The organism is Streptomyces violaceus, from assembly GCF_036014075.1.
GTDB lineage: Bacteria > Actinomycetota > Actinomycetes > Streptomycetales > Streptomycetaceae > Streptomyces > Streptomyces violaceus.
Map to the genome: position 1 here is coordinate 5,653,030 of NZ_CP107911.1, position 19,909 is coordinate 5,672,938.

Below are 19,909 nucleotides of genomic sequence, written 5' to 3' on the forward strand. Positions count from 1 at the left end.
TCGGGTGAGCGAACTCGACCGCCTGCCCCCTCTGCCGTGCCCTCGAACACGCCTTCCATGTGGGCCGGAATCGGTCCCACCTCTTCTTCGGTACGGATCGGGGCATACATGCTCCAATGGCCCACCCAAAGCTGAGGAATACTCAACTCCGCCACCTCAAGCGGCACTTGGGTTGTCCGAAAGCGCGTTCCCCTTCAGTTGTCCATCCCGTGCACACTGGCCACGTCCGCAGCCAGTCGTGCCGTGAAGGACTCCCCGATGGCCGGAACGGGCCCGTTCAGATCTTCTGTAAGCGCTGTCCAACTGTCCGGGCGCCTGCTGTGCTGGAGCCTGGCGGCGGCGATGATCAGCGCCGGCGTCGATGCCGTCCTCGATCCGCGGGCGGACTGGTGGGGTGCCGTGTGGTCCCTGCCCTGGTGGCTCGCCTGTGGAGCCGCCCTCGCGTGGATCGCCCTGCGGGCCCGCGAGAAGGCCAGGCGGCGACCGCCGCGAGGCGGAGCGCGAAGCGACTGGGCGCAGGCCGCCTGACGCCCCGGGGAATAACCGGAGACAGTCCCCTGTTAGAGCCGGAACGACAGCACACGGCCCACAGCAGGAGGCACCCCACCGTGGCGGCAGACGAGATACGCGGCGACGAGATACGCGGCGCGGCACAGGGCAGCGCCCCCGTCCCCCTCTCCGTACTGGACCTGGTCACCGTGGGGGCCGGCCGCACCGCCTCCGACGCGCTGCGCACCAGCGTCGACCTGGCCCGCCTCGCGGAGGCCCGCGGCTTCCACCGCTACTGGGTCGCCGAGCACCACTCCATGCCGGGCGTGGCCTCGTCGTCCCCCGCCGTGATCCTGGCCCATCTCGCCGCCCACACCGACCGCATCCGGCTCGGCTCGGGCGGCGTGATGCTGCCCAACCACGCCCCGCTCGTGATCGCCGAGCAGTTCGGCACGCTGGAGGCGATGGCCCCGGGGCGTGTGGACCTCGGCCTCGGCCGCGCCCCCGGCACGGACGGCGCCACGGCCGCCGCCCTGCGCCGCACCGACCGGCTGAACGAGGGCGCCGACGACTTCCCCGAGCAGCTCGCCGAGCTGATCCGCTTCCTCGACGACGACTTCCCCGACGGGCATCGGTACCGCCGTATCCACGCCGTACCGGGTCCGGTCCAGGCCACGTCCCCGGGCGGCGTCCAGTCCCCGCACCGGCCGCCGGTCTGGCTGCTCGGCTCCTCCGGCTTCAGCGCCCGCCTCGCCGGTGTCCTCGGGCTGCCCTTCGCCTTCGCGCACCACTTCTCGGCGCAGAACACCGTCCCCGCCCTTGACCTGTACCGGGAGTCCTTCCAGCCGTCCGCCGTGCTCGACCGGCCGTACGCCCTCATCGGCGTCTCCGCCCTCGCCGCCGACGAGGAGAAGGAGGCCCGCCGGCAGGTGCTGGCCGCGGCCCTCAGCATGGTCCGGCTGCGCACCGGCCGCCCGGGTCTCGTGCCCAGCCCCGAGGAGGCGGCGGCCTACGAGTTCAGCCCCATGGAGCGCGACTTCGTCGACTCCTGGAACGCCAACGTCATCCACGGCACCCCGGACGAGGTCCGCTCCGGCCTGGACGACCTCGCCAAGCGCACCGGCGCCGACGAGCTGATGATCACGGCCAACGCGCACGGCGGTGACGTGCGCGTCCGAAGCTACGAACTCATCGCCGACGCCTACGGGTTGCCGACGCCCGCCTGAACATCCGGCGTGCCCAGCAGCTCGGAGATACGGTCCGGCGACACCGGACGGGAGTACAGCCAGCCCTGTCCGGTGTCGCAGCCGATGCGCCGCAGCCGGACCGCCTGGGCCGAGGTTTCCACGCACTCGGCCGTCACGGTCAGCCCGAGCCGGTGGGCGAGCTGGATCATCGCCTCGACCACGACCTCGTCGGCGGGGTTCGGGCGCGCTGCCGCGTCCCGGTCGTCGTACTGGAAGCCCCGCACGAAGGAACCGTCCAGCTTCAGCACCGACACCGGCAGCCGGCTCAGGTACGCGAGGTTCGAGTAGCCCGTGCCGAAGTCGTCGATGGCGATGCGCACGCCCATGTCGCTGAGGGCCTTCAGTGCCTGCAGCGGCCGGCCGCCCGACCCCATCACCGCCGACTCGGTGAGCTCCAGCTGGAGCAGGTGCGGCGCGAGGCCCGTCTCGGCCAGGGTCTCGGCCACGTCGGCGACCAGGTCCGAGTCCCAGACCTGGCGGACCGCCACGTTGACGCTGACGAAGATCGGCGGCTCGTCCGGGTGCTCCCGCTGCCAGCGGCGGGCCTGCCGGCAGGCCGTACGAAGCACCCAGCGGCCCAGCGGGACGATCGAACCGTCCTCTTCGGCGAGTCCGATGAACCGATTCGGCGTCAGTACGCCGAACTGGGGATGATTCCAGCGGATGAGCGCCTCGACCCCGTGCAGCCGGTCGTCCTCCATGCCGACCAGCGGCTGGTACTCCAGCCGGAACTCGCCCCGGTCGATGGCCGGCCGGAGCGTGGAGGCGAGGGCCTGGCGGGTCATGCGGTGGGCGTTGCGCTCCGGGTCGAACAGCGTCCAGCGGGCCTTGCCGTCGGCCTTCGCCCAGTACAGCGTCGTGTCCGCCGCCTGCACCAGGGCGGTGGGGGTGGTGCCGGCCGCGTGCCGCTCCACGACACCGATCGACGCCGACACCGACAGCCGCTGGCCGGAGATGTCGAAGGGGGCCTGGATCGCCCGCAGCACGGCTTCGGCCAGCTCGGCCAGTTGTTCGGTGCCCGTGGAGTCCTCGACGAGCAGCGCGAACTCGTCGCCGCCGAGCCGGGCCACCAGAGGGGTGCTGGTGCGGGCGAAACCCGTCTCGTCCGCGCAGCGCCTCAGACGCTCGGCGACGGCGGCCAGCAGCCGGTCGCCGACGCGGTGGCCGAGGGTGTCGTTGATGGCCTTGAAGCCGTCCAGGTCCAGGTAGCACAGCCCGATCCGGCCCGTGCCGCTCTGCTCGTACGACTCCGCCTCCAGCGCGGCCGACAGGCGTTCGAAGAACAGCGTGCGGTTGGGCAGCCGGGTCACCGCGTCGTGCATCTGCAAGTGCCGCAGCCGGGCCTGGAGTTCCCGGCGGGAGCTGATGTCCGCGACGGACATGAGCACGCCCCGGTCGTCGGCGGGCAGCGGGGCGACCGTCACCTGCACCCACAGCGAGTGCCCGTCGGGATGTTTGAGACGGCGTGTGCAGCGCAGCCGGGACTGCCGGCCGCGCAGCACCTCGCGGTAGGCGTGCCAGGTGCGGGCGTCGGAGGTGAGGTCGACCAGATCGGCGGCGACGGCCCCGGCGAGTTCGTCCGGGGCGGTGCCGAGCAGCGCGGCGAGTGAGTCGTTGGCGCTGACGACCGTGCCCTCGCGGTCCACGACGGCCATGGCGAGTGGGGCGGCCGTGAAGACGGATCGATAGGGCGGCTGCGACACGTGCTCGGTACGGGGGGACGTATCGATCTCACTCTCTGTGACGACCGGCCGGTCGAGGTCTGCCGCGGGCGCCGGCCCTTCGGAGGTTCCGCTCACCGCTCGCTCCCGCATGTATTCGATCTCTGTCCGTGCAGGAAAGGTCAGGAAAGTGTGCCGATCATAGAGGCTGGCCCCAGGGCCTTCCAGCCGGTGTCCAGTGTTCCCGACCAACCGGCCCTTCTGCCAGATCGTTTCTGCTCGCACCTGGACGGCTTCTTCAGGCCCCCGACCAGTTGTGACATTCCGTGAGTGCTTCTGGGGTGTCGGCTTCCGCGATTTTTCGGCTCCTTCACCCAACTGGTGCAGGCAAACAGGGCGCAGTACTACAAATCACCACAGGCTGGGTGCGGTGTCCCGCGAACCGTACCCGGAGGTATCCGTGCCGCGTCAGTTCTCGCGCGCCCGACTGCGCAGTACCGCGGCCGTGTTCACCACCATGTCGGCCCTCGCCGCCACCTCCCTCGGCACCGGCCACTCGGCCGCCGGACCCGACTCGGCCGAGCCCTGCGCCCTGACCCGCACCGACGCCCACCACTCGGAGGGCCTGGACACCTGGAACGCCGCCTATCCGCGCCCGGCCCGCTCCCTGGACGCGGTCATGGTCTTCCTGTCCTTCCCGGACGCCCGTCCGCTGACCACACCGCAGGAACTGACCGCCGACCACTTCCCGGACACCACCCGGTTCTTCGAACGGGCTTCCTACGGCCGTTTCACCCTGCGTCCGCACCCGCTCGGGCACTGGATCCAGATGCCGCGGCCCTCCACGGCGTACGCCATACAGCGCGACTGGAGCGCCGAGCACCGGGCCGCGTACCTGCGGGACGCGCTCTCCGCGGCCGACCCGCAGGTCGACTTCTCGCGCTACGACGTCGTGTACTTCGTCGCCGACCCGGACGCGCCCGGCGTGGACTCCGACGCGACCAAGGTCGTCAACCTCACCAGTCCGATGCGGGCCGACGGCACCGACCTGCGCCGGGTCGTCACGGTGTTCGAGCAGCATCCGCCGGACCGGCTCGTCCTCGCCCACGAGACCGGGCACGTCTTCGATCTGCCCGACCTCTACCACCGGCCCGCCGACGGCAAGGGCGACTGGGACACGCACGTCGGCGACTGGGACCTGATGGGCAGCCAGTTCGGACTCGCCCCCGACCTGTTCGGCTGGCACAAGTGGAAGCTGGGCTGGCTGAATCCGCGGCAGGTGCGGTGTGTGCAGGACGCCGGGCCCGCCAGACTGACCCTGGAGCCGCTGGCGGCGGCGCCCGGAATGCCGGTCTCGGGTGCCGCCGGCGCGCCGGTCCTCGGTCTCGGGCGGGGCACCAAGCTCGCGGTGGTGCGCACGGGCCCCGACAGTGTGCTCGCCTTCGAGGCGCGGGGGCCGGTGGGCAACGACACGGCCGCGTGCCGGCAGGGGGTGCTCGTGTACCGGGTGCGGGGCGAGGCGCAGTCCGGGGGCGGTCCCATCGAGGTGATCGACGCCCATCCGCGGACCGAGGCGTGCTGGGAGGACTCGGTGTACCCGCCCCTCGCGGACGCGCCGATCGCCCTCGGGGAGAGCTTCACGGTGCCGGGGGAGGGGGTGCGGGTGGAGGTGGAGGGGCGTACGGCTTCGGGGGCGTGGACGGTGAAGATCATGGTCCGCTGAGGATGGTGCGGACATGCGGACATGCGAAAGACCCCCTCGCTCTCGCGAGGGGGTCTTTCACCGTCTGTGCGCCGCCAGGGACTCGAACCCCGGACCCGCTGATTAAGAGTCAGCTGCTCTAACCAACTGAGCTAGCGGCGCCTGCTGACGTCGTAGACCTTAGCACCCTGGTCGGCGGGAGGAAAAATCGAAATCCGCACCGCCGAACGGGCCGCCCGCACGGCCGCCCACAGCAGCACTTCCGGGCCCGGAAGCCAGGGCTGCCGGGTGTCGGGGGCGACGAGCCAGCGGCAGCCGGAGCGGGCGGGGGAGGTGGACTCCGTCGGCGCGGGGATGGTCACGGCGTCGCCCGTGCCGTGGCACAGCAGGGGCGGTACGGCGCCCGTGCGGCCGGTCTCCCCGCCGTCCCGGCCGTGTGCGCCCCACTCCTCCCACTCCAGCAGCGCCGGCAGCCGCTGGGCCGTGCCCGGTGCGGCGAACAGCAGCATGCGGCCGCGGAACTCCGCGACCGGGCCCGAGCCGGGTCCGTCGTCCCAGAGCCGGTCGAGCATCCGCCGCCCGAACATCGAGGGCGCGCTGACCACGTCGAAGACCGCCCCGCAGGGCAGCACGATCGGCGCGTCCGGCCGCTCCTCCCAGAGGGCGAGCGTGCTTCGCGGATAGGTTCCTGCCGAAGCGAGCCAGGCGGCTCCGTCCGGCGTGACATGGGAGGCGTTCCATCCGCTGCTCATGACATCTACATCTACCGGCCGTGAGCGTGCGGTTCCCGAGGGTTGCGGGAAACCGGGACAGGAGGGGGTGGGAGGGAGTATCTTGCCCGCCTGGCATATGCCACGTAGATCACACCGGGTCGACAGGCCCCCGGCCCTCGACGCCGCCCCGCAGCAGGTCCCGGCCGAACTCGACCATCTTCTTGGCGTAGTCCTCGGTCCACTCGGCCCGCTCGGCGATGTCCGCGGTCGTCAGCCGGTCGAACCGCCGTGGATCGGCCAGCTGCGCCGCCGCGATCGCCTGGAACTCCACGGCCCGGTCCGCCGCGGCCCGGAACGCCAGTGTCAGCTCCGTCGACCGGGCCAGCAGCGCCCGCGGATCGTCGATCGACTCGAGGTCGAAGAAGTGCTCAGGGTCGGAGGCTGCCTCCGCGGGCTCGAAGAGCAGGGGCGCGGGGCGTAGCCGCGGTTCGTTCCGACGCGGCGTGGGCTCCGCCATGTCTTCTCCTCCTCGTACGTCGCGCACGGCCCTCCCGGTGGAGTGGGCCACCGTCCATTGTCTCGCGGGCGCGCAAGTGGGCATCGCAGGAGTGGGTACGGCTGCCACACCACCCGGCGTTCGTCAGGCCCGCCAGGACACACGATGTTCGGCCAAATGTGCCAGCGGGTGTCTCTGCCTGTGCAGGCTACGGGCGCCACACCACTCGGTGCTCCGCCAGGTGCGACAGCACCGCGTGATTCGCCTCCCACCCGTCCGGGCTGCATCCATTGGCCGCCTCCGGCGGCGTGCCGGCCTCCGGACGGCGGAGGGGTGGGTGGAGATGGGTGTGTGGATCACGGCCGATACATGACCCTGTGCTCCGCCAGGTGTGCCAGCACCGCGTGATTCGCCTCCCACCCGTCCGGAAACTTCACCAGCGTCCCCAGCTGCACCGGCTCCGTCGACGGATAGTCGTCCAGCAGGTCGCTCACTCCCGCCCGGCACACCACGATGCACGCGTGCCGGTGCCGGGAGGCCAGGACGCAGAGGCGGCCCGTCTCCAGGTGGAAGGCCGTGGCGTCGGGGCGGCCGGAGAGGGGGTGCAGGACCACCGTGACGTCGTACTCACGGCCCTGCAGCCGGTTCGCCGTGTCCACGACCACGTCGGTGACGCCGAGGTCGGCCAGGGCGGCACGTACAGCCGCCGCCTGGTCCCGGTGTGCCGTGCCGACGGCGATGCGATCGGCGGTCAGGGGCGAGGGGTCCGGTGCGCGTTCCGACGTCGCCGCGCCGCCCCGGTCCAGCAGGCGCCGTACGACCGCCGCCACCGCCCGTACCGCCTCCGGGTCCGTGCGCGGGGTGTGCCGCGCGGGCAGTTCCAGCAGGCCCCAGCCCGACACGGCCGCCTCGTCGATCACCCGGTCCGGGCCCGAGCCGTCGGAGGGGACGGCGAAGGACAGGGCGCGGTCGCCCGGGCCGGTACCGCTGCGGAACGGCGTGTACGGGTAGAACGCGTCCGAGACCAGGGGAGCGGCGGAGGCCGGGAGCCGCCAGGAGACCGGCAGGCGGTGCTGGGGCAGGTCCGGGTTGTGCGCGAGCAGGGTCGTCACCGCCGAGGCCGACGGATCGTACGCGAGGCCCGCCCACTGCTCGCTGCCCACGATCGCGAACGGGTCCAGCTGCCCGGGGTCGCCCACGAACAGCGCCCGCTCGAACAGCCCGGCCACCGCGAGCAGAGCGTCCGAGCGCATCTGGTACGCCTCGTCGACGATCGCGTGCCGCCACGGTTCGTCGACCTTCACATGCGCCCACTTCGCCGCTGTCGAGAGCACCACGGCCAGCCCCGCGAGGTCGCCCGCCTTCGCCGACTTGCGGACGTTCGGCAGGTCGTCGAGCGCCTTGTCGTAGGGGTCGGCGTCGCTGCTGTGCAGTCGGCCCACGGGCAGCTCGGGGTTCTTCTCGGCGAGCCTCAGGACGAGGTCGTCGACCTGGGCGTTGGTCTGCGCGACGACCATCAGCGGGTGGCCGGCCTCGGCGAGTTCCAGGGCCGCGCGGACGACGAGCGTGGACTTGCCGGCGCCGGGCGGGGAGTCCACGACCACACCGCGCGCGGTGCCGTGCAGCGTGTCGTGGAGGATCGCGTCGGTGGCCTGTGTCGCGGCGGCGGAAGGGTCGAAGACCGTCGTCACAGAACGTCCTCCTCGGTCACCGGGTCGGCGGTCTCCAGGGTCAGCTCGCCGGGCGGCCCGCCGTGCGTCCACGGCGTCTCCTCCGGGTCGGGCAGCTTCGCGCCGCCCCGCTGCTCGTGCTCGAAGAGCGTGAAGCAGATCCGGTCGCCCTTCTCCGGCACCGACCCCCGCTCGGGCTCCTTGCCGCGGCCCATCTTGTCGAGGACCCGCAGCACGACGTACGCGCCGTCCTCCTCGTCCCCGACGAACTCCGCCGACTGCGGCTTCCCGCCCAGCGACCTGTACACCTTCGTCCGCTCCCCGAGATGCGGCCGGTCGTCCGTGCGGACCGTGACCAGGGGACGCGGGCTGGGCCGCTTGCTCTCGCTGTACGCCATCACGACGTCGGTGACCTCGCCCGCGAACGCCTCCCCGGACAGCCGCCGTCCGGCCATCACCAGCGGATCGTCCAGGGCCTCCTGCGCCTCAAGCCGGGCCTGTTCGCGCTCGCGCGTGGCCAGCTTGTTCGCCGCGGTGACCGCGTCGTCGCGGCGCGGCTGCGGGGGTTCGCCGGCCAGGACCCGGTCGCGGTGGCCGGTGAAGGACCAGCGGTCGCGCGTCCACCGCTCCTCGGTATGCGCCCCGGCGGGCAGCTCCCGCAGCAGGTCCAGGCCGCGCCAGATCGCGTCCCAGGTGGGGCGGGTGCGGCTGAGCACCAGGTCGCGGATCTCCCGCTCCGCGGCGGTCAGCGAGCCGAGCCGGTCGTCCGCCTCCAGACCGTCCTCGGCGACGGCGTGGGCGGTGCGGGCCCGGTCGTAGCGCTCGATGGCCGGGGCGAGCAGCTTGTTGTCGAACGCCGGGTCGGTGGCCGGACCGGCCGGGGGACACGTCAGCTGGCCCCGGTCGTCCCGCTCCAGCTCTGCCCGCAGCGCCGCCTCGGCGCCGGACAGGCCCTCAGGCGGGTCGATCCAGGCGAGCAGCGCCCCCAGGTGCTGGTCCTCCAGGGTGGACTGCCCGGTCGCCCAGTGCCGGCCCAGGACGTCGGTCATCGCCAGCAGCAGTGAGGAGCCGGGCACCCGGGCCCGCTCCCCGAAGTGCGTCAGCCACCGCCCGAGCAACGGCACCCGGGGCGGCGCCGGATACGGGGCTTCCGGATCCTGTTCCGCCGTACGCCTGAAGCGCGTGGAGCGCCCGAGCAGCCGCACCAGGTCGATGCCCGCACGGCTCGGCACGATCAGCTGCGGGGCGTCCGCGCACAGCTCGACCTCGACCTTGACGCGCTTGCCGCTCTCCGGGTCGGTCTCGGTGCGCTCGGCGGCCTCCACGACCTCGGCGTACGCGTCGACGTACGGCAGCACCACGTCGGCCAGTTCGGCCAGGAACGCGAACCTGAGGTCGCGGTCGCGGGGCTGCGGGACGGCCAGCAGCCGCGGCGCGTCCCGGTCGGTGCCGACCAGAGCGCCGAGCGGGGCGCCGGCCTCACCGGCGGTGATGAGCGGCACGAACACCAGCGGACGGTCGCCGAGATGCCGGTGCCGGACGGTGGCCGCGGGTTGGGCGCGCCCGGTGCTGACGGCCTCGAGCCGGGCCAGGGTGGAGATCAGCGACACGCCGCCTCCAGTGCCTCGGCGCGCAGGGCCGCCGCCCGCCGCAGCGCCGCCACCGCCGGGTCGCCGGGATCCCCGGCCTCCCCGCGGGCCGCCGCGAGGACGTCCTCGACGGTCGCGAGGCCGCCCAGTTCCGCCCGCGCCGGGCGGCCGAGCGTCGTCACCGCGCCCGCCTCCCGCGACCGGCCCCGGCAGTGGAAGGCCAGCTCGCACGCGGACAGGCACTCGGGCGCGTACGTCGCCGGAACGGACTCCACGGCGGCCGTCAGCTCGTCGGCGGGCAGCTCGGGGGAGAAGCACGTGCCCTCGGGGAGCTCATCGGCGATGTCCTCGATGCGGGTCAGCCGGGCCAGCTGGCGGGCCGTCACCGCGCGCTGCTTGCGGATGTCGACGGCGGACGCGGCCGGCAGGTTGGAGAAGTCCCGGGGGCAGACGAGCAGGATCCGGTGCCGCACGCGCGGGGAGGGATCCAGACGGGCCGCGACCTCCTCCAGCGCCAGCACGTACACCGCCGCCTGCCGGGCCGCCGCCCCGACCTTCGCCGGGTCCGCCGAACCGTCCAGCAGCGGGAAGGACTTGATCTCGACCACGGTCCAGCTGCCGTCGGGATGGACCACGACCGCATCCGGCTCCAGGAACGCCGGGGAGCCCGCGACGTCCAGCGCGAGCATCGGGTGGTCGAGCAGCGTCCACGCGCCGGGGTGCGCGGTGGCCTCGCGCAGCTCCAGCGCCGTACGGGCGGTACGCCCCTGGGGGCCGGTCGCGGTCAGGTCGGGCACGCGCGCCTCGGCGGGCGGCTCGGCGGCCCGGTCCAGCCTCTCGTGCACCAGCCGCAGCAGCTCCGCGCCGCCGTCGGCCTTGACCCGCGCCTCGAACGCGTTGCCCCGCGTGAGCGCGAACTGGGACTGTCCGAAGGCCGACGGCGCACCCAGCGCGCTCGCCAGCGCCGCCTTGTTCACCCCGGCACCGTCGAGGATCGCGCGCCGCGCACAACCGGGGTTGGCGGCCAGCGCCGCCAGAGCGCGCGCGTCCAGTGCCTTCGCGGGGACGTCGGGGCCGCGCAGCTCAGCGAGCCGGTGCCGGAGCGCCGTCCCCCGCGTCCTTGGGAGAGGCACTCGGGTCGGCTCCCGCTGGGAACCGCGCATCGCGCTGCCGTGGAATTCGCTCACCCGCGGAAGTCTGGCATCCGGCACTGACATTCGAGGAACCCACGGCGGAAGTGTCCGCCGCGACCGGCGCGACAGGCGGCACGAACCGTGCCCTGACCCGGTCCGCCGTGCGCATCACCAACGGCGCCAGCAGCAGTCCGACGCCCATGACGGCCGCGCCCGCGAGCGCGTCGAGGAAGTAGTGGTTGGCGGTGCCCATGACCACGATCGTGGTGATCAGCGGGTAGGCGACAGCGGCCGCCTTCGCCGTGCGCGTACCGCCGTAGCGCCACAGCATCACTCCGCACCACAGGGCCCAGCCCACGTGCAGACTCGGCATGGCCGCGTACTGGTTGGTCATACCCCCCAGGCCCCGTGGGGCGCTGGCCTCGCCGCCCCACCAGCCGTACGAGCTGTACTGGGCCATCGTGTCCACGAAGCCGTGGCTCGCTTCGAGCAGCCGGGGCGGGCAGGTCGGCAGCAGGGTGAAGCCGATCAGGCCGACGAACGTCGACGTCCACAGCCAGGTGCGCGCGGCCCGGTAGCGCACGGTCCGGTAGCGGAAGAGCCATATGAGGATCGCCGGCGTGACGAGGTAGTGCAGCGACGCGTACCAGAAGTCCGCCGGTATGCCTATCCATGCCTCGCGCGTGAAGAGGCGGTTGAGCGGGTGCTCGGCGTTGAGGAACAGCGCCTTCTCGATCCGCAGGATCGCCAGACCGTTGTCGACCGCCCCGGAGACGTCGCCCCGCACGAGGAGCCGGCCCGCCGAGTAGCACGCGTACACCAGCAGGATGAGCGGCAGCTCCGTCCACCAGCGCAGCCGGGGCACAGGGGCCGCCTCGGTGCCTGGTGTCTCGGTGTGCGGCATCCGATCGCCCTCCCCCTTCGTCGTCACGGCTCCCCGCCGGCCGGTCGTGCCACCTTACGGCGCATGTGGGCGCCCTGGGGGCGCCCTCCGGACCTCAAAGACGCAGAGATCGCCCCCCGGGTTGCCCCTCACCAGCGTGCGCGATGATGGAGGAGTTCCGCTCGCGTTTTTCTCCCGGAAAGGTCCCCCATGGCTCCGCGCATCCTGCTGGCCCGGCACGGACAGACCGAGTGGTCCCTGTCCGGCAAGCACACCGGCAGGACCGACGTCCCTCTCCTGGAGGAGGGCCGGCGCGGCGCCAAGCTGCTCGGCGAGCGCCTGCACCGGGCCCCGTACGACGGCCTGCCCGGAGTCGAGGTGCGCACCAGCCCGCTGGCACGCGCGCGTGAAACATGTGAACTGGCCGGTTTCGGCGACCGCGCGCGTGCTTGGGACGCGTTGCTGGAGGTCGACTACGGGGCCTACGAGGGCATGACCCCGGCGGACATCCGGGCCGTCCGGCCCGGCTGGCTGATCTGGCGCGACGGCGTCCCCGAGGGCGAGACCCTCGCCGAGGTGACGGCCCGGGCGGACGAGGTGGTCTCCTGGGCCCGCTCCGAGGACCGTGACGTCCTGGTCTTCGCCCATGGGCACATCCTGCGCACCCTCGGGGCGCGATGGCTGGGCCTGCCGATCGACTTCGCGGCGCGGATACGGCTGAATCCGACGTCCCTGTCGGTACTGGGGTGGGCGTACGGGGAGCCGGCGATCGAGAGCTGGAACGACCTCGGGCACCTCGGGTAGCTAGTTCCCCGACAGGCAACGTCCGCTCCTTGACGGGCCAACGTTGCCTGCCGGGGCACTAGGTGACCCTCGGCACCGACGCGTGCCTCTCCAGGAACGACGACACCCCCGAAGCCCGGCGATGCGGCAGCAGCACGCGTGCCGTGGCCGCCAGCATCGTCTGGATCCGGGACGACTGGACCTCCTCCAGCAGATCCAGCACCCGCATCCCCGCCGTCGCCGCCTCGTCGGGCCGTCCGCCCCGAGCGAGGTCGTCCGCCAGCTCCGCCGTGTACAGCGCGATGTTCCGAGTGAAGTGCGGATCCTGGAGGTCCGCCGCCCGCCGCGCGTGCCGTGCCGCCCGGGGCCAGTCGCCGAGCGCGGACCAGCACTGCGCCTCCAGGCCCTCCAGTTCGGCCTCTCCGTAGAAACTCATCCACTCGGGGTCGGCCTCCGAGGTGCCGCGTTCGAAGAGGGCCTGCGCCCGGGCCAGCGCCTGCTCGCAGCCGACGCGGTCGGCGAGTCCCGCCCAGCCGCCCGCCTCGCGCAGCGCGAGCAGCGACATCAGCCGGGCCGAGCCCACCGGCCGGGCCACGCGCTGCGCGGCCTGGGCCGCCCGGACCGCCTCGCGCGGCCGGCCCGCGTCGCGCGCGAGGAACGCCGTGTTGCAGAAGGCGTGCGCCTCCAGGCCCGGGTCGCCGGTCATCCGGGCGGTCGCCAGCGCCTCCGCGTAGTGGGAGCGGGCATCGTCGAAGCGTCCCGAGTCGTGGGCCAGCCAGCCCACGGAGATGGCCAGTTCACCGGCTCCGGAGTAGAGCCGGTCCGCTGTGGTCTGCCGGGTCGCGCCGGCGTCCAGCAGGGCGTAGGCGGTACGCAGCGGAGCGGCCGCCCGGCGGTAGAGGCCGTCGGCTCCGTGCCGGTCGTCGAGCAGCCGGATGCGGCGGACGGCTTCTTCCAGGGCACCCGCGTCACTCGCCCCGGCGCGGCGCACGGGGCGCTGTGCCGCCGAGGCGTCGAGGGCGAGGCCGACGGGTCCCAGCGAGGCGGCGGCCACGGTGGCGCCCCCGCTGGTCATGAATGCGCGACGTAGCACGTCGCTCTCCTCGTAGGTGTCGTGCGGGTGGTACGGGTCGTACGGGTTCTGTGTTTCATACGGCTCGCACGCCCCGCTGGTCTCACTCGTGGCGTTCGCCGGGTTCGTGGTGCACGTCAGGGGCGCGTCCTCGGTGTCGCGCGCCCGGCGTCCGCGTACCGACGAGCGGGGCGCGAATCCCAGGTCGGTGAGCGTGCGGCCTGGGAACATATGCAGGAACACCCGTTCGTACGCGTAGTTGGGGCAGCGGATCTCGCCCGCCTCGACCCGGCCGATGTACCGGGCGTCACAGCTGACCTGCTCGCCGATCTCGAGGGCGGCCCGGCGGATCACCGCGGCGAACTCGGCCGGCGAGCGCTGTCCGCGCAGCTGCCGGAAGGCGAGGTTCGGCCGTGGCGGCCGATCGGGTCGGGACGAGGTCACTGTTGACGACGCCATGGCCGGGTCCTCTCGTGCGAACCGTCGAACCATGCCGGAAATGGAGAGACTTGTGCGTATTGCCCGTAAGGCCTCGCCTTGCGTCCGGCGAGCAAGAACGTACCTGCTGTGCCGGAGTCGTCACGCTGGGTTTGGCTACAAACCGGATATCTCATACGTGATCTGCCATGAACTGCCATCCTTTGCGGCTGACTTCCTCCGTAGCCGTTGACAGGCAGCCGCGTTGAACCCCACGGACCGGGAGGCCCCCGACTTCCGACCACTCGTCCAAGCAGGGGTTCCGTGGTGGAGGCCGGGATGGAGATCAGCCGGATCGACCGGATCAACGATCCTTGTACGCCGCCGAGTACGCAGGCGGCCTGCTGCGATGTCGTGACGGTGCCGGCCCGGCAAGGGCTGGAGGCGGTCGACATCCTGCGGCGCGGCACCGCGGAAGCCGTCGGGCCCGTCCTGCATGACGACGGGGGCGGCACCCTGGGCTTCCTCGTGCCGCCGGGGACGGCCGCGGCGTGGGACGTGCCGGGGAGCACCTGCACCGGGACCGACGGGCGCGGTATGACCCTGGCCCCCGAGCCGCCGGTGGAGGGTTCGGACTGGCTGCTGCCGCCCGGGGAGGCGGAGCTCGCGACGGACCCCGCGGTACTGCGCCAGGCCCTGGGGGAGGCGGCCCGGATGATCAAGGCGGCGGACAGCTGCCGCTGAGGAGCCGGAGCGGCTGCCCCGGAGCGTACGCCCCGCATACCGACCCGACCCCGATAATGAACCCATGGGAAAGTCGAGGAGCGGCCGGCGCAGGCAGGCCGACGCGGAGGCCGTCGTCGAGAGCGTCGACGGCGGACTCGCCGAGCTGATCCCCGACCGTGAGCGGGCTCGCGCCTGGAGCCTGGTGATCGACGGAGCCCCGCAGTCGCACGTCGACCTGGACGACCCGGCGTACCTGTCCTTCGAGTACCAGCGCCGGCTCGGGCACGTCATCGACCTCGTCGCCCCGCCGGGCCGGCCCGTGCACGCGGTGCACCTCGGCGGCGGCGCGCTCACCCTCGCCCGCTACGTCGCCGCCACCCGGCCCCGCTCCACCCAGCAGGCCGTCGAACGGGACGCTGCCCTCGTGCAACTGGTCCGCCGAGAGCTGCCGCTGGACCCGAACGCGCGGATCAGGGTGCGCTCCGTCGACGCCCGCGAAGGGCTCGCCAAGGTGCCGGACGGCTGGGCGGACCTGGTCATCACCGATGTGTTCAGCGGTGCCCGGACACCGGCCCACCTGACCTCGACCGAGTTCCTCGACGACGTCCGCAGGGCCATCAAGCCCGGCGGTGTCTACGCCGCCAACCTCGCCGACGGGCCGCCGCTGACCCACCTGCGCGGCCAGATCGCCACCGCCGCCGCCCGTTTCGAGCAGCTCGCGCTGATCGCCGACCCTGCGGTGCTGCGCGGCAAGCGCTTCGGGAACGCCGTCCTGGTCGCCTCCGACCACCCGCTGCCCGTCGCCGAACTGACCCGCCGCGCCGCCTCCGACCCGCATCCCGGCCGGGTCGAGCACGGCAGGACGCTCACCGACTTCACCGGCGGGGCCGTGCCCGTGACGGACCTCGCGGCGGTGGCGTCACCGGCGCCGCCCGCCTCGGTGTTCCGGTGACCCCGTACGGCACTCCGTACTTCTCTCAGTAGTTCCCGATCTCCACGCGCGGTGGTCCGTCGTGCCAGGTGCAGAACACCGACACCCGGTCCGCGCCCGAGGAGAACTCCACGCGGATCCATGACTCCGTCTTCCACACCTGCATCGACCAGCCCGCCCCGGGGGTCGCCGAGACCAGGGAGGCGGAGGTCCGCCCGAGGTCGAAGACGACCCGGCCGCCGTCGGTGTCGTAGCTCCTGACCTCTCCGGAGGCGGAGGCGCGGGCGGGGGCGGGGGCCGTGCGGGAGGGCCCGGGCGGCTTCGTGGGGGTGGGGCTCGGCTTCCTGGCGGCGGGCGGTGCGCTCGGGGTGCGCTGCGGCGGACTCGGCCGCTGCGTCGGCGTGACCGACGGCTTCGGCTTCTGGCCGGGCGCGTCGGCGGCCTTGACGGGCAGGGCGCGCGGCGGGTCGTAGGCCGTGCCCGCCATCACCGTGTGGACACCCCACCACGACAGCGTGACCGCCGCGCCCGTGGCGAGCAGCCAGGCCAGCACGTGTACGAGTCCTCTGCGCATCGAGGGCCATACTGCCGCACAGGTCCCACGAGTTGTCCACCTTGCTTTCGGGCAGGTGCCCGGTCCTTCAGGGCCGGGGTGAATGCCCGTTCCCGCGGAGCGAGGCAGGGGAAGCCGAATCGCCGGCAGGGCGATTCGGCGTCGTCGTCCATGATGCTGAGGCCGGCCGCGGACAGGTGGTGGCGACGGGTTGGGAGGTTCTGGGGTTGGTGGCCGGTGGCCGTTCGGGCGTGGTCACTCGCATGGGTGACGGTGATCGATGGTGTGCGCGGTCGGGGAATGTGCGGTCTAGGTTCGCGGTGTGGCACGGTTTCGGATGTACCCGACGAGTGAGCAGGAGCAGCAGATGCTGCTGCACTGCGCGCATGCCCGGTACGTGTGGAATCTCGCCGTCGAGCAGCACGCACACTGGCGCAGGGACAAGGCGCATCACCGGCCCGATGGCAAGCGCACCGGGGCCCCCTCGTTCGCCGAGCAGTGCCGTCAGCTCACCGAGGCCCGCGCTGCCAGCGCATGGCTGGGTGCCGGGAACCAGACCGTCCAGGCGCAGGCGCTCAAGGACTTCGCCAAGGCCAAGGCCGCGCGTTTCACGTCCGGGTTCGGTGAACCTACCTGGCGCAAGAAGTTCGTGCACGAGGGCTTCCGCGTCATCGGTGACGATCGTGTACCCGAGTACGAGCCGGACGGCCGACCGCGCATCAACCCCAAGACCAAAAGGCAGGTCATGGGCCGCGCTGTCATAGTGGACCAACTCAACCGCCGTTGGGCCCAGGTGAAGGTGCCCGGCTGCGGATGGGTCCGCTTCCGCCTCAGCGTCAAGGGCAAGGGCGCCCGGCTCCCCGCGGCCAAGACGTTCCGTGTCACCCTCAAGGACGGCCAGTGGCATGCCGCGTTCGCCGTCATCCCCGACCCGATCGACAAGCCGGGCACGGGCGAGGCCATCGGCATCGACCGTGGCGTGACCATCACCGCCGCGCTCTCGGATGGCCGCACCCTCAACTGCCCCCAGCTCACCACCCGTGAGCGCGCCCAGATCCGTAAGCACCAGCGCCGCGCCGCTCGCGCCAAGAAGGGCAGCGAGCGGAAGACGGCCGAATACGCGAAGGTGGCCAAGCTCAAGGCCAAGGAGGCGAACCGGCGTAAGGACTGGTGTGAGAAGACCTCGACCATGCTCGCCCGTACCTATGACCTGGTGCGGTTCGAGAAGCTGAACATCAAGACGATGACCGCCAAGGCCAAGGCGAAGCCCGATCCCGACCAGCCCGGCCAGTACCTCAGCAACGGCCGGGCGGCCAAGGCCGGGCTGAACCGGGGCATCCTCGCCCAGGGGTGGGGCCTGCTGCGGCAGCGCACCGGGCACAAAGCCCCCGGCCGGGTCGAAGACGTACCCGCCCCCTACACGTCGCTGCGGTGCAGTGCCTGCGGATGGATCGACAAGAACTCGCGCAAGAGCCAAGCCGAGTTCGTCTGTTCCTCCTGCGGCTTCATCTGCAACGCGGACACCAACGCCAGTATCAACGTCGCGGCAGGACAGGGCGGGATTCCCCGCCCCCGGCGATCAGCCGGTGCCGGAGGGGCGACAACGGCCACCAGCCGTTCGAGCGCCCGTGAACCTCAACCCAACTGGGTTGGAATCCCCCTCTTTTAAAAGGGGGAGGATGTCAAAAGCGAGAGTTGTCCACAGGCCCGCACCGGGCTGTTCGAGATGGCGTACGGTGCGGCGCATGGCACGTGTACTCGTGGTCGAGGACGACCAGTTCGTACGCTCGGCGCTCATCCGGCACCTGACCGACGCCTCGCACACCGTGCGCAGCGTGGGGACGGCGCTGGAGGCGCTGCGCGAGGTCGCCCACGTCCGCTTCGACGTGGTGATCCTGGACCTCGGACTGCCCGATCTCGACGGGTCCGAGGCCCTGAAGATGCTGCGCGGCATCACGGACGTGCCGGTGATCGTCGCCACGGCCCGGGACGACGAGACGGAGATCGTCCGGCTGCTGAACGCGGGAGCGGACGACTACCTGACCAAGCCCTTCTCGGTCGAGCACCTGTCGGCCCGTATGGCGGCCGTGCTGCGCCGCGCCCGCTCCGGAGCGGGCGAGGGGGAGCCGTCCCCGGCGATCCGGGTCGGCGGTCTGACCGTCGACCCGCTGCGGCGCCAGGCCGAGCTGGACGGCGCGCGGCTCGACCTCACCCGCCGCGAGTTCGACCTGCTCGCCTTCCTGGCCCGCCGGCCCGGTGTCGTCGTCCCCCGCAAGGAGCTGCTCGCCGAGGTGTGGCAGCAGTCGTACGGCGACGACCAGACCATCGACGTCCATCTGTCCTGGCTGCGCAGGAAGTTGGGTGAGACGGCCGCGAACCCGCGCTATCTGCACACCCTGAGGGGCGTCGGGGTGAAGCTCGAACCGCCGGCGGAGGCGCCGCGATGAGGTGGGCCCTGGTCAAGGTGTCGCTGGCGGTGACCACCATGGTCGTGCTCGCCTTCGCGGTGCCGCTCGGACTCGTCATCCGCGAGCTGGCCCGGGACCGCGCTTTCTCGGGCGCCGAGCGGGAGGCGGCGGCCGTCGCCCCCGCCCTGTCCATCACCACCGACCGCGATCAGCTCGAACGGGTCGTCGCCTCCGCCGGCTCCGACGCGGGGATGGCCGTGCACATACCGGCGGGCGACGGTCAGGACGCCATCGAGCTCGGGCGGCAGCGCGCCGCCGACCAGGACATCGCGGCCGTGCGGAAGCTGGGCCGTGCCTCCACCACCGGCGTCACCGGCGGCTCGACGCTGCTCCAGCCGGTCGCGCTGAGCACCGGCGAGATCGCGGTCGTCGAGGTGTATGTGCCGGAGTCCGAGGTCACCAACGGCGTGGGCACGGCCTGGGCGGTGCTCGCCGCGGTCGGAGCCGCACTGATCCTCGGCTCGGTCGCGGTCGCCGACCGGCTGGGCGTGCGAATGGTCCGGCCCGCGAAGCGCCTGGTCGAGGGGGCGCGTGAACTGGGGGAGGGCAAGCTCGGCTCCCGTGTGCCCGAGGAGGGCCCGACCGAACTGCGGCTCGCGGCGGTGGCGTTCAACTCGATGGCCGACCAGGTCGTCCAACTGCTGGCGAACGAGCGCGAGCTGGCGGCCGACCTGTCCCACCGGCTGCGTACGCCCCTGACCGTGCTGCGGCTGAACACCGCCTCGCTCGGTGAGGGACCGGCCGCCGACCAGACCCGGACCGCGGTCGAGCAGCTGGAGCGCGAGGTCGACACCATCATCCGTACGGCCCGGGAGGCCAAGCCGCAGACGGCCGCGGCCGGTCCGGGCGCCGGGTGCGACGCGGCCGAGGTGGTCAGGGAGCGGATGGCGTTCTGGTCCGCGCTGGCGGAGGACGAGGGTCGCAAGTGGCGGGTGGCCGGGGCCGAGCGGCCGGTGCGCATACCCGTGGCCCGCGCCGACCTGGCCGCCGCGCTCGACGCGCTGCTCGGCAACGTCTTCCGGCACACCCCGGATGGCACCGCCTTCGCGGTCGACCTGCACAACGGCGAGGACGCGGTGATCGTCCTCGTGTCCGACGCGGGCCCCGGCATACCCGATCCGGAGGCCGCGATGGCACGGGGCCGCGGCTCCGGGAGCGACGGCTCGACCGGCCTCGGCCTGGACATCGTGCGCCGGCTCGCGGAGTCGACCGGAGGGGACGTACGGATCGGCTCCTCGGTGCTGGGCGGGACCGAGGTGCGGATCTGGATCCAGCTGGACAGGAGGGCACCTGTCGGCAGGGGACACCGCGGGGCGGTGCGACGCCGGCGGCCCGGCAGGCTGGCGGCCGCCTTCAAGCAGACCTGACCCTTCGCT

General features: G+C 72.6%; 18 protein-coding genes and 1 tRNA gene. 9 read left to right on the forward strand and 10 right to left on the reverse strand.

The window, feature by feature from the left end:
* The first annotated feature begins 258 nt into the window (after window positions 1-258).
* Window positions 259-528 (forward strand): hypothetical protein, encoded by a 270-nt coding sequence (locus OG542_RS25570; RefSeq protein WP_328413803.1) that lies wholly within the window; start codon window positions 259-261, stop codon window positions 526-528.
* Between the two features lie 80 nt (window positions 529-608).
* Window positions 609-1,715: an LLM class flavin-dependent oxidoreductase gene (locus OG542_RS25575; protein ID WP_328413804.1), complete on the forward strand. Its 1,107-nt coding sequence runs from the start codon at window positions 609-611 to the stop codon at window positions 1,713-1,715.
* Here the strand turns inward: OG542_RS25575 and OG542_RS25580 are convergent.
* Window positions 1,691-3,550, reverse strand: coding sequence for a putative bifunctional diguanylate cyclase/phosphodiesterase (locus OG542_RS25580; RefSeq protein ID WP_311125884.1), 1,860 nt, complete (start codon window positions 3,548-3,550; stop codon window positions 1,691-1,693). The genes OG542_RS25575 and OG542_RS25580 overlap by 25 nt on opposite strands.
* A 277-nt stretch (window positions 3,551-3,827) precedes the next feature.
* Here OG542_RS25580 and OG542_RS25585 point away from each other — a divergent pair, with 277 nt between their 5' ends.
* Window positions 3,828-5,120 carry a M6 family metalloprotease domain-containing protein gene (locus tag OG542_RS25585; protein WP_311125883.1) on the forward strand — a complete coding sequence of 431 codons (1,293 nt, stop codon included), beginning with the start codon at window positions 3,828-3,830 and terminating at the stop codon, window positions 5,118-5,120.
* A 67-nt stretch (window positions 5,121-5,187) separates the two neighbouring features.
* Here OG542_RS25585 and OG542_RS25590 read toward each other — a convergent pair.
* The 7 genes from OG542_RS25590 to OG542_RS25620 all read right to left on the reverse strand — a co-directional run bounded on the left by OG542_RS25590 (window position 5,188) and on the right by OG542_RS25620 (window position 11,604).
* A tRNA-Lys gene (locus tag OG542_RS25590) sits at window positions 5,188-5,261 on the reverse strand.
* On the reverse strand, window positions 5,252-5,851 hold the full coding sequence (locus tag OG542_RS25595; RefSeq protein ID WP_328413805.1) for a bifunctional DNA primase/polymerase: 600 nt from the start codon (window positions 5,849-5,851) through the stop codon (window positions 5,252-5,254). Before OG542_RS25595 ends, OG542_RS25590 begins: the two co-directional genes overlap by 10 nt.
* A 109-nt stretch (window positions 5,852-5,960) precedes the next feature.
* Window positions 5,961-6,329, reverse strand: coding sequence for a hypothetical protein (locus tag OG542_RS25600; RefSeq protein WP_193478260.1), 369 nt, complete (start codon window positions 6,327-6,329; stop codon window positions 5,961-5,963).
* Between the two features lie 335 nt (window positions 6,330-6,664).
* Complete coding sequence (locus tag OG542_RS25605; protein WP_328413806.1) at window positions 6,665-7,999, reverse strand: AAA domain-containing protein; 1,335 nt, start codon at window positions 7,997-7,999, stop codon at window positions 6,665-6,667.
* Window positions 7,996-9,588 carry a hypothetical protein gene (locus tag OG542_RS25610; RefSeq protein ID WP_328413807.1) on the reverse strand — a complete coding sequence of 531 codons (1,593 nt, stop codon included), beginning with the start codon at window positions 9,586-9,588 and terminating at the stop codon, window positions 7,996-7,998. Before OG542_RS25610 ends, OG542_RS25605 begins: the two co-directional genes overlap by 4 nt.
* Entirely contained in the window at window positions 9,579-10,700 is a 1,122-nt protein-coding gene (locus tag OG542_RS25615) for a hypothetical protein (protein WP_311125879.1), read from the reverse strand. Before OG542_RS25615 ends, OG542_RS25610 begins: the two co-directional genes overlap by 10 nt.
* Window positions 10,651-11,604 carry a phosphatase PAP2 family protein gene (locus tag OG542_RS25620; RefSeq protein WP_328418103.1) on the reverse strand — a complete coding sequence of 318 codons (954 nt, stop codon included), beginning with the start codon at window positions 11,602-11,604 and terminating at the stop codon, window positions 10,651-10,653. Before OG542_RS25620 ends, OG542_RS25615 begins: the two co-directional genes overlap by 50 nt.
* 189 nt (window positions 11,605-11,793) lie before the next feature.
* Between OG542_RS25620 and OG542_RS25625 the strand changes: the two genes are divergently transcribed.
* Window positions 11,794-12,387: a histidine phosphatase family protein gene (locus tag OG542_RS25625; RefSeq protein WP_328413808.1), complete on the forward strand. Its 594-nt coding sequence runs from the start codon at window positions 11,794-11,796 to the stop codon at window positions 12,385-12,387.
* Between the two features lie 58 nt (window positions 12,388-12,445).
* On the opposite strand, the gene OG542_RS25630 is transcribed toward OG542_RS25625, so the two are convergent.
* Window positions 12,446-13,897: a hypothetical protein gene (locus OG542_RS25630; protein ID WP_328413809.1), complete on the reverse strand. Its 1,452-nt coding sequence runs from the start codon at window positions 13,895-13,897 to the stop codon at window positions 12,446-12,448.
* A 297-nt stretch (window positions 13,898-14,194) separates the two neighbouring features.
* Here OG542_RS25630 and OG542_RS25635 point away from each other — a divergent pair, with 297 nt between their 5' ends.
* Both OG542_RS25635 and OG542_RS25640 read left to right on the forward strand, forming a co-directional pair.
* Entirely contained in the window at window positions 14,195-14,599 is a 405-nt protein-coding gene (locus OG542_RS25635; protein WP_193478254.1) for a hypothetical protein, read from the forward strand.
* 64 nt (window positions 14,600-14,663) lie between these two features.
* Window positions 14,664-15,533 carry a spermidine synthase gene (locus OG542_RS25640; protein ID WP_311125877.1) on the forward strand — a complete coding sequence of 290 codons (870 nt, stop codon included), beginning with the start codon at window positions 14,664-14,666 and terminating at the stop codon, window positions 15,531-15,533.
* A 25-nt stretch (window positions 15,534-15,558) separates the two neighbouring features.
* Here OG542_RS25640 and OG542_RS25645 read toward each other — a convergent pair whose 3' ends face one another.
* Window positions 15,559-16,086, reverse strand: coding sequence for a hypothetical protein (locus tag OG542_RS25645; RefSeq protein ID WP_328413810.1), 528 nt, complete (start codon window positions 16,084-16,086; stop codon window positions 15,559-15,561).
* A gap of 316 nt (window positions 16,087-16,402) precedes the next feature.
* On the opposite strand from OG542_RS25645, the gene OG542_RS25650 reads away from it, so the two are divergent.
* From OG542_RS25650 to OG542_RS25660, 3 genes are all read left to right on the forward strand, one after another.
* On the forward strand, window positions 16,403-17,734 hold the full coding sequence (locus OG542_RS25650) for an RNA-guided endonuclease InsQ/TnpB family protein (RefSeq protein WP_328413811.1): 1,332 nt from the start codon (window positions 16,403-16,405) through the stop codon (window positions 17,732-17,734).
* A gap of 76 nt (window positions 17,735-17,810) precedes the next feature.
* A complete protein-coding gene (locus OG542_RS25655; RefSeq protein WP_261681765.1) occupies window positions 17,811-18,512 on the forward strand; it encodes a response regulator transcription factor in 702 nt (233 codons plus the stop codon).
* Complete coding sequence (locus OG542_RS25660; protein WP_328413812.1) at window positions 18,509-19,900, forward strand: HAMP domain-containing sensor histidine kinase; 1,392 nt, start codon at window positions 18,509-18,511, stop codon at window positions 19,898-19,900. The genes OG542_RS25655 and OG542_RS25660 overlap by 4 nt, the downstream gene beginning before the upstream one ends.
* Window positions 19,901-19,909 lie beyond the last annotated feature (9 nt).

Coding starts and splice junctions, on each gene's coding strand:
- OG542_RS25570 (WP_328413803.1), top strand. CDS start 259: ATGGCCGGAACGGGCCCGTTCAGATCTTCTGTAAGCGCTGTCCAACTG.
- OG542_RS25580 (WP_311125884.1), bottom strand. CDS start 3,550: ATGCGGGAGCGAGCGGTGAGCGGAACCTCCGAAGGGCCGGCGCCCGCG.
- OG542_RS25595 (WP_328413805.1), bottom strand. CDS start 5,851: ATGAGCAGCGGATGGAACGCCTCCCATGTCACGCCGGACGGAGCCGCC.
- OG542_RS25600 (WP_193478260.1), bottom strand. CDS start 6,329: ATGGCGGAGCCCACGCCGCGTCGGAACGAACCGCGGCTACGCCCCGCG.
- OG542_RS25620 (WP_328418103.1), bottom strand. CDS start 11,604: ATGCCGCACACCGAGACACCAGGCACCGAGGCGGCCCCTGTGCCCCGG.
- OG542_RS25625 (WP_328413808.1), top strand. CDS start 11,794: ATGGCTCCGCGCATCCTGCTGGCCCGGCACGGACAGACCGAGTGGTCC.
- OG542_RS25630 (WP_328413809.1), bottom strand. CDS start 13,897: ATGGCGTCGTCAACAGTGACCTCGTCCCGACCCGATCGGCCGCCACGG.
- OG542_RS25635 (WP_193478254.1), top strand. CDS start 14,195: ATGGAGATCAGCCGGATCGACCGGATCAACGATCCTTGTACGCCGCCG.
- OG542_RS25640 (WP_311125877.1), top strand. CDS start 14,664: ATGGGAAAGTCGAGGAGCGGCCGGCGCAGGCAGGCCGACGCGGAGGCC.
- OG542_RS25645 (WP_328413810.1), bottom strand. CDS start 16,086: ATGCGCAGAGGACTCGTACACGTGCTGGCCTGGCTGCTCGCCACGGGC.
- OG542_RS25650 (WP_328413811.1), top strand. CDS start 16,403: ATGTACCCGACGAGTGAGCAGGAGCAGCAGATGCTGCTGCACTGCGCG.
- OG542_RS25655 (WP_261681765.1), top strand. CDS start 17,811: ATGGCACGTGTACTCGTGGTCGAGGACGACCAGTTCGTACGCTCGGCG.
- OG542_RS25660 (WP_328413812.1), top strand. CDS start 18,509: ATGAGGTGGGCCCTGGTCAAGGTGTCGCTGGCGGTGACCACCATGGTC.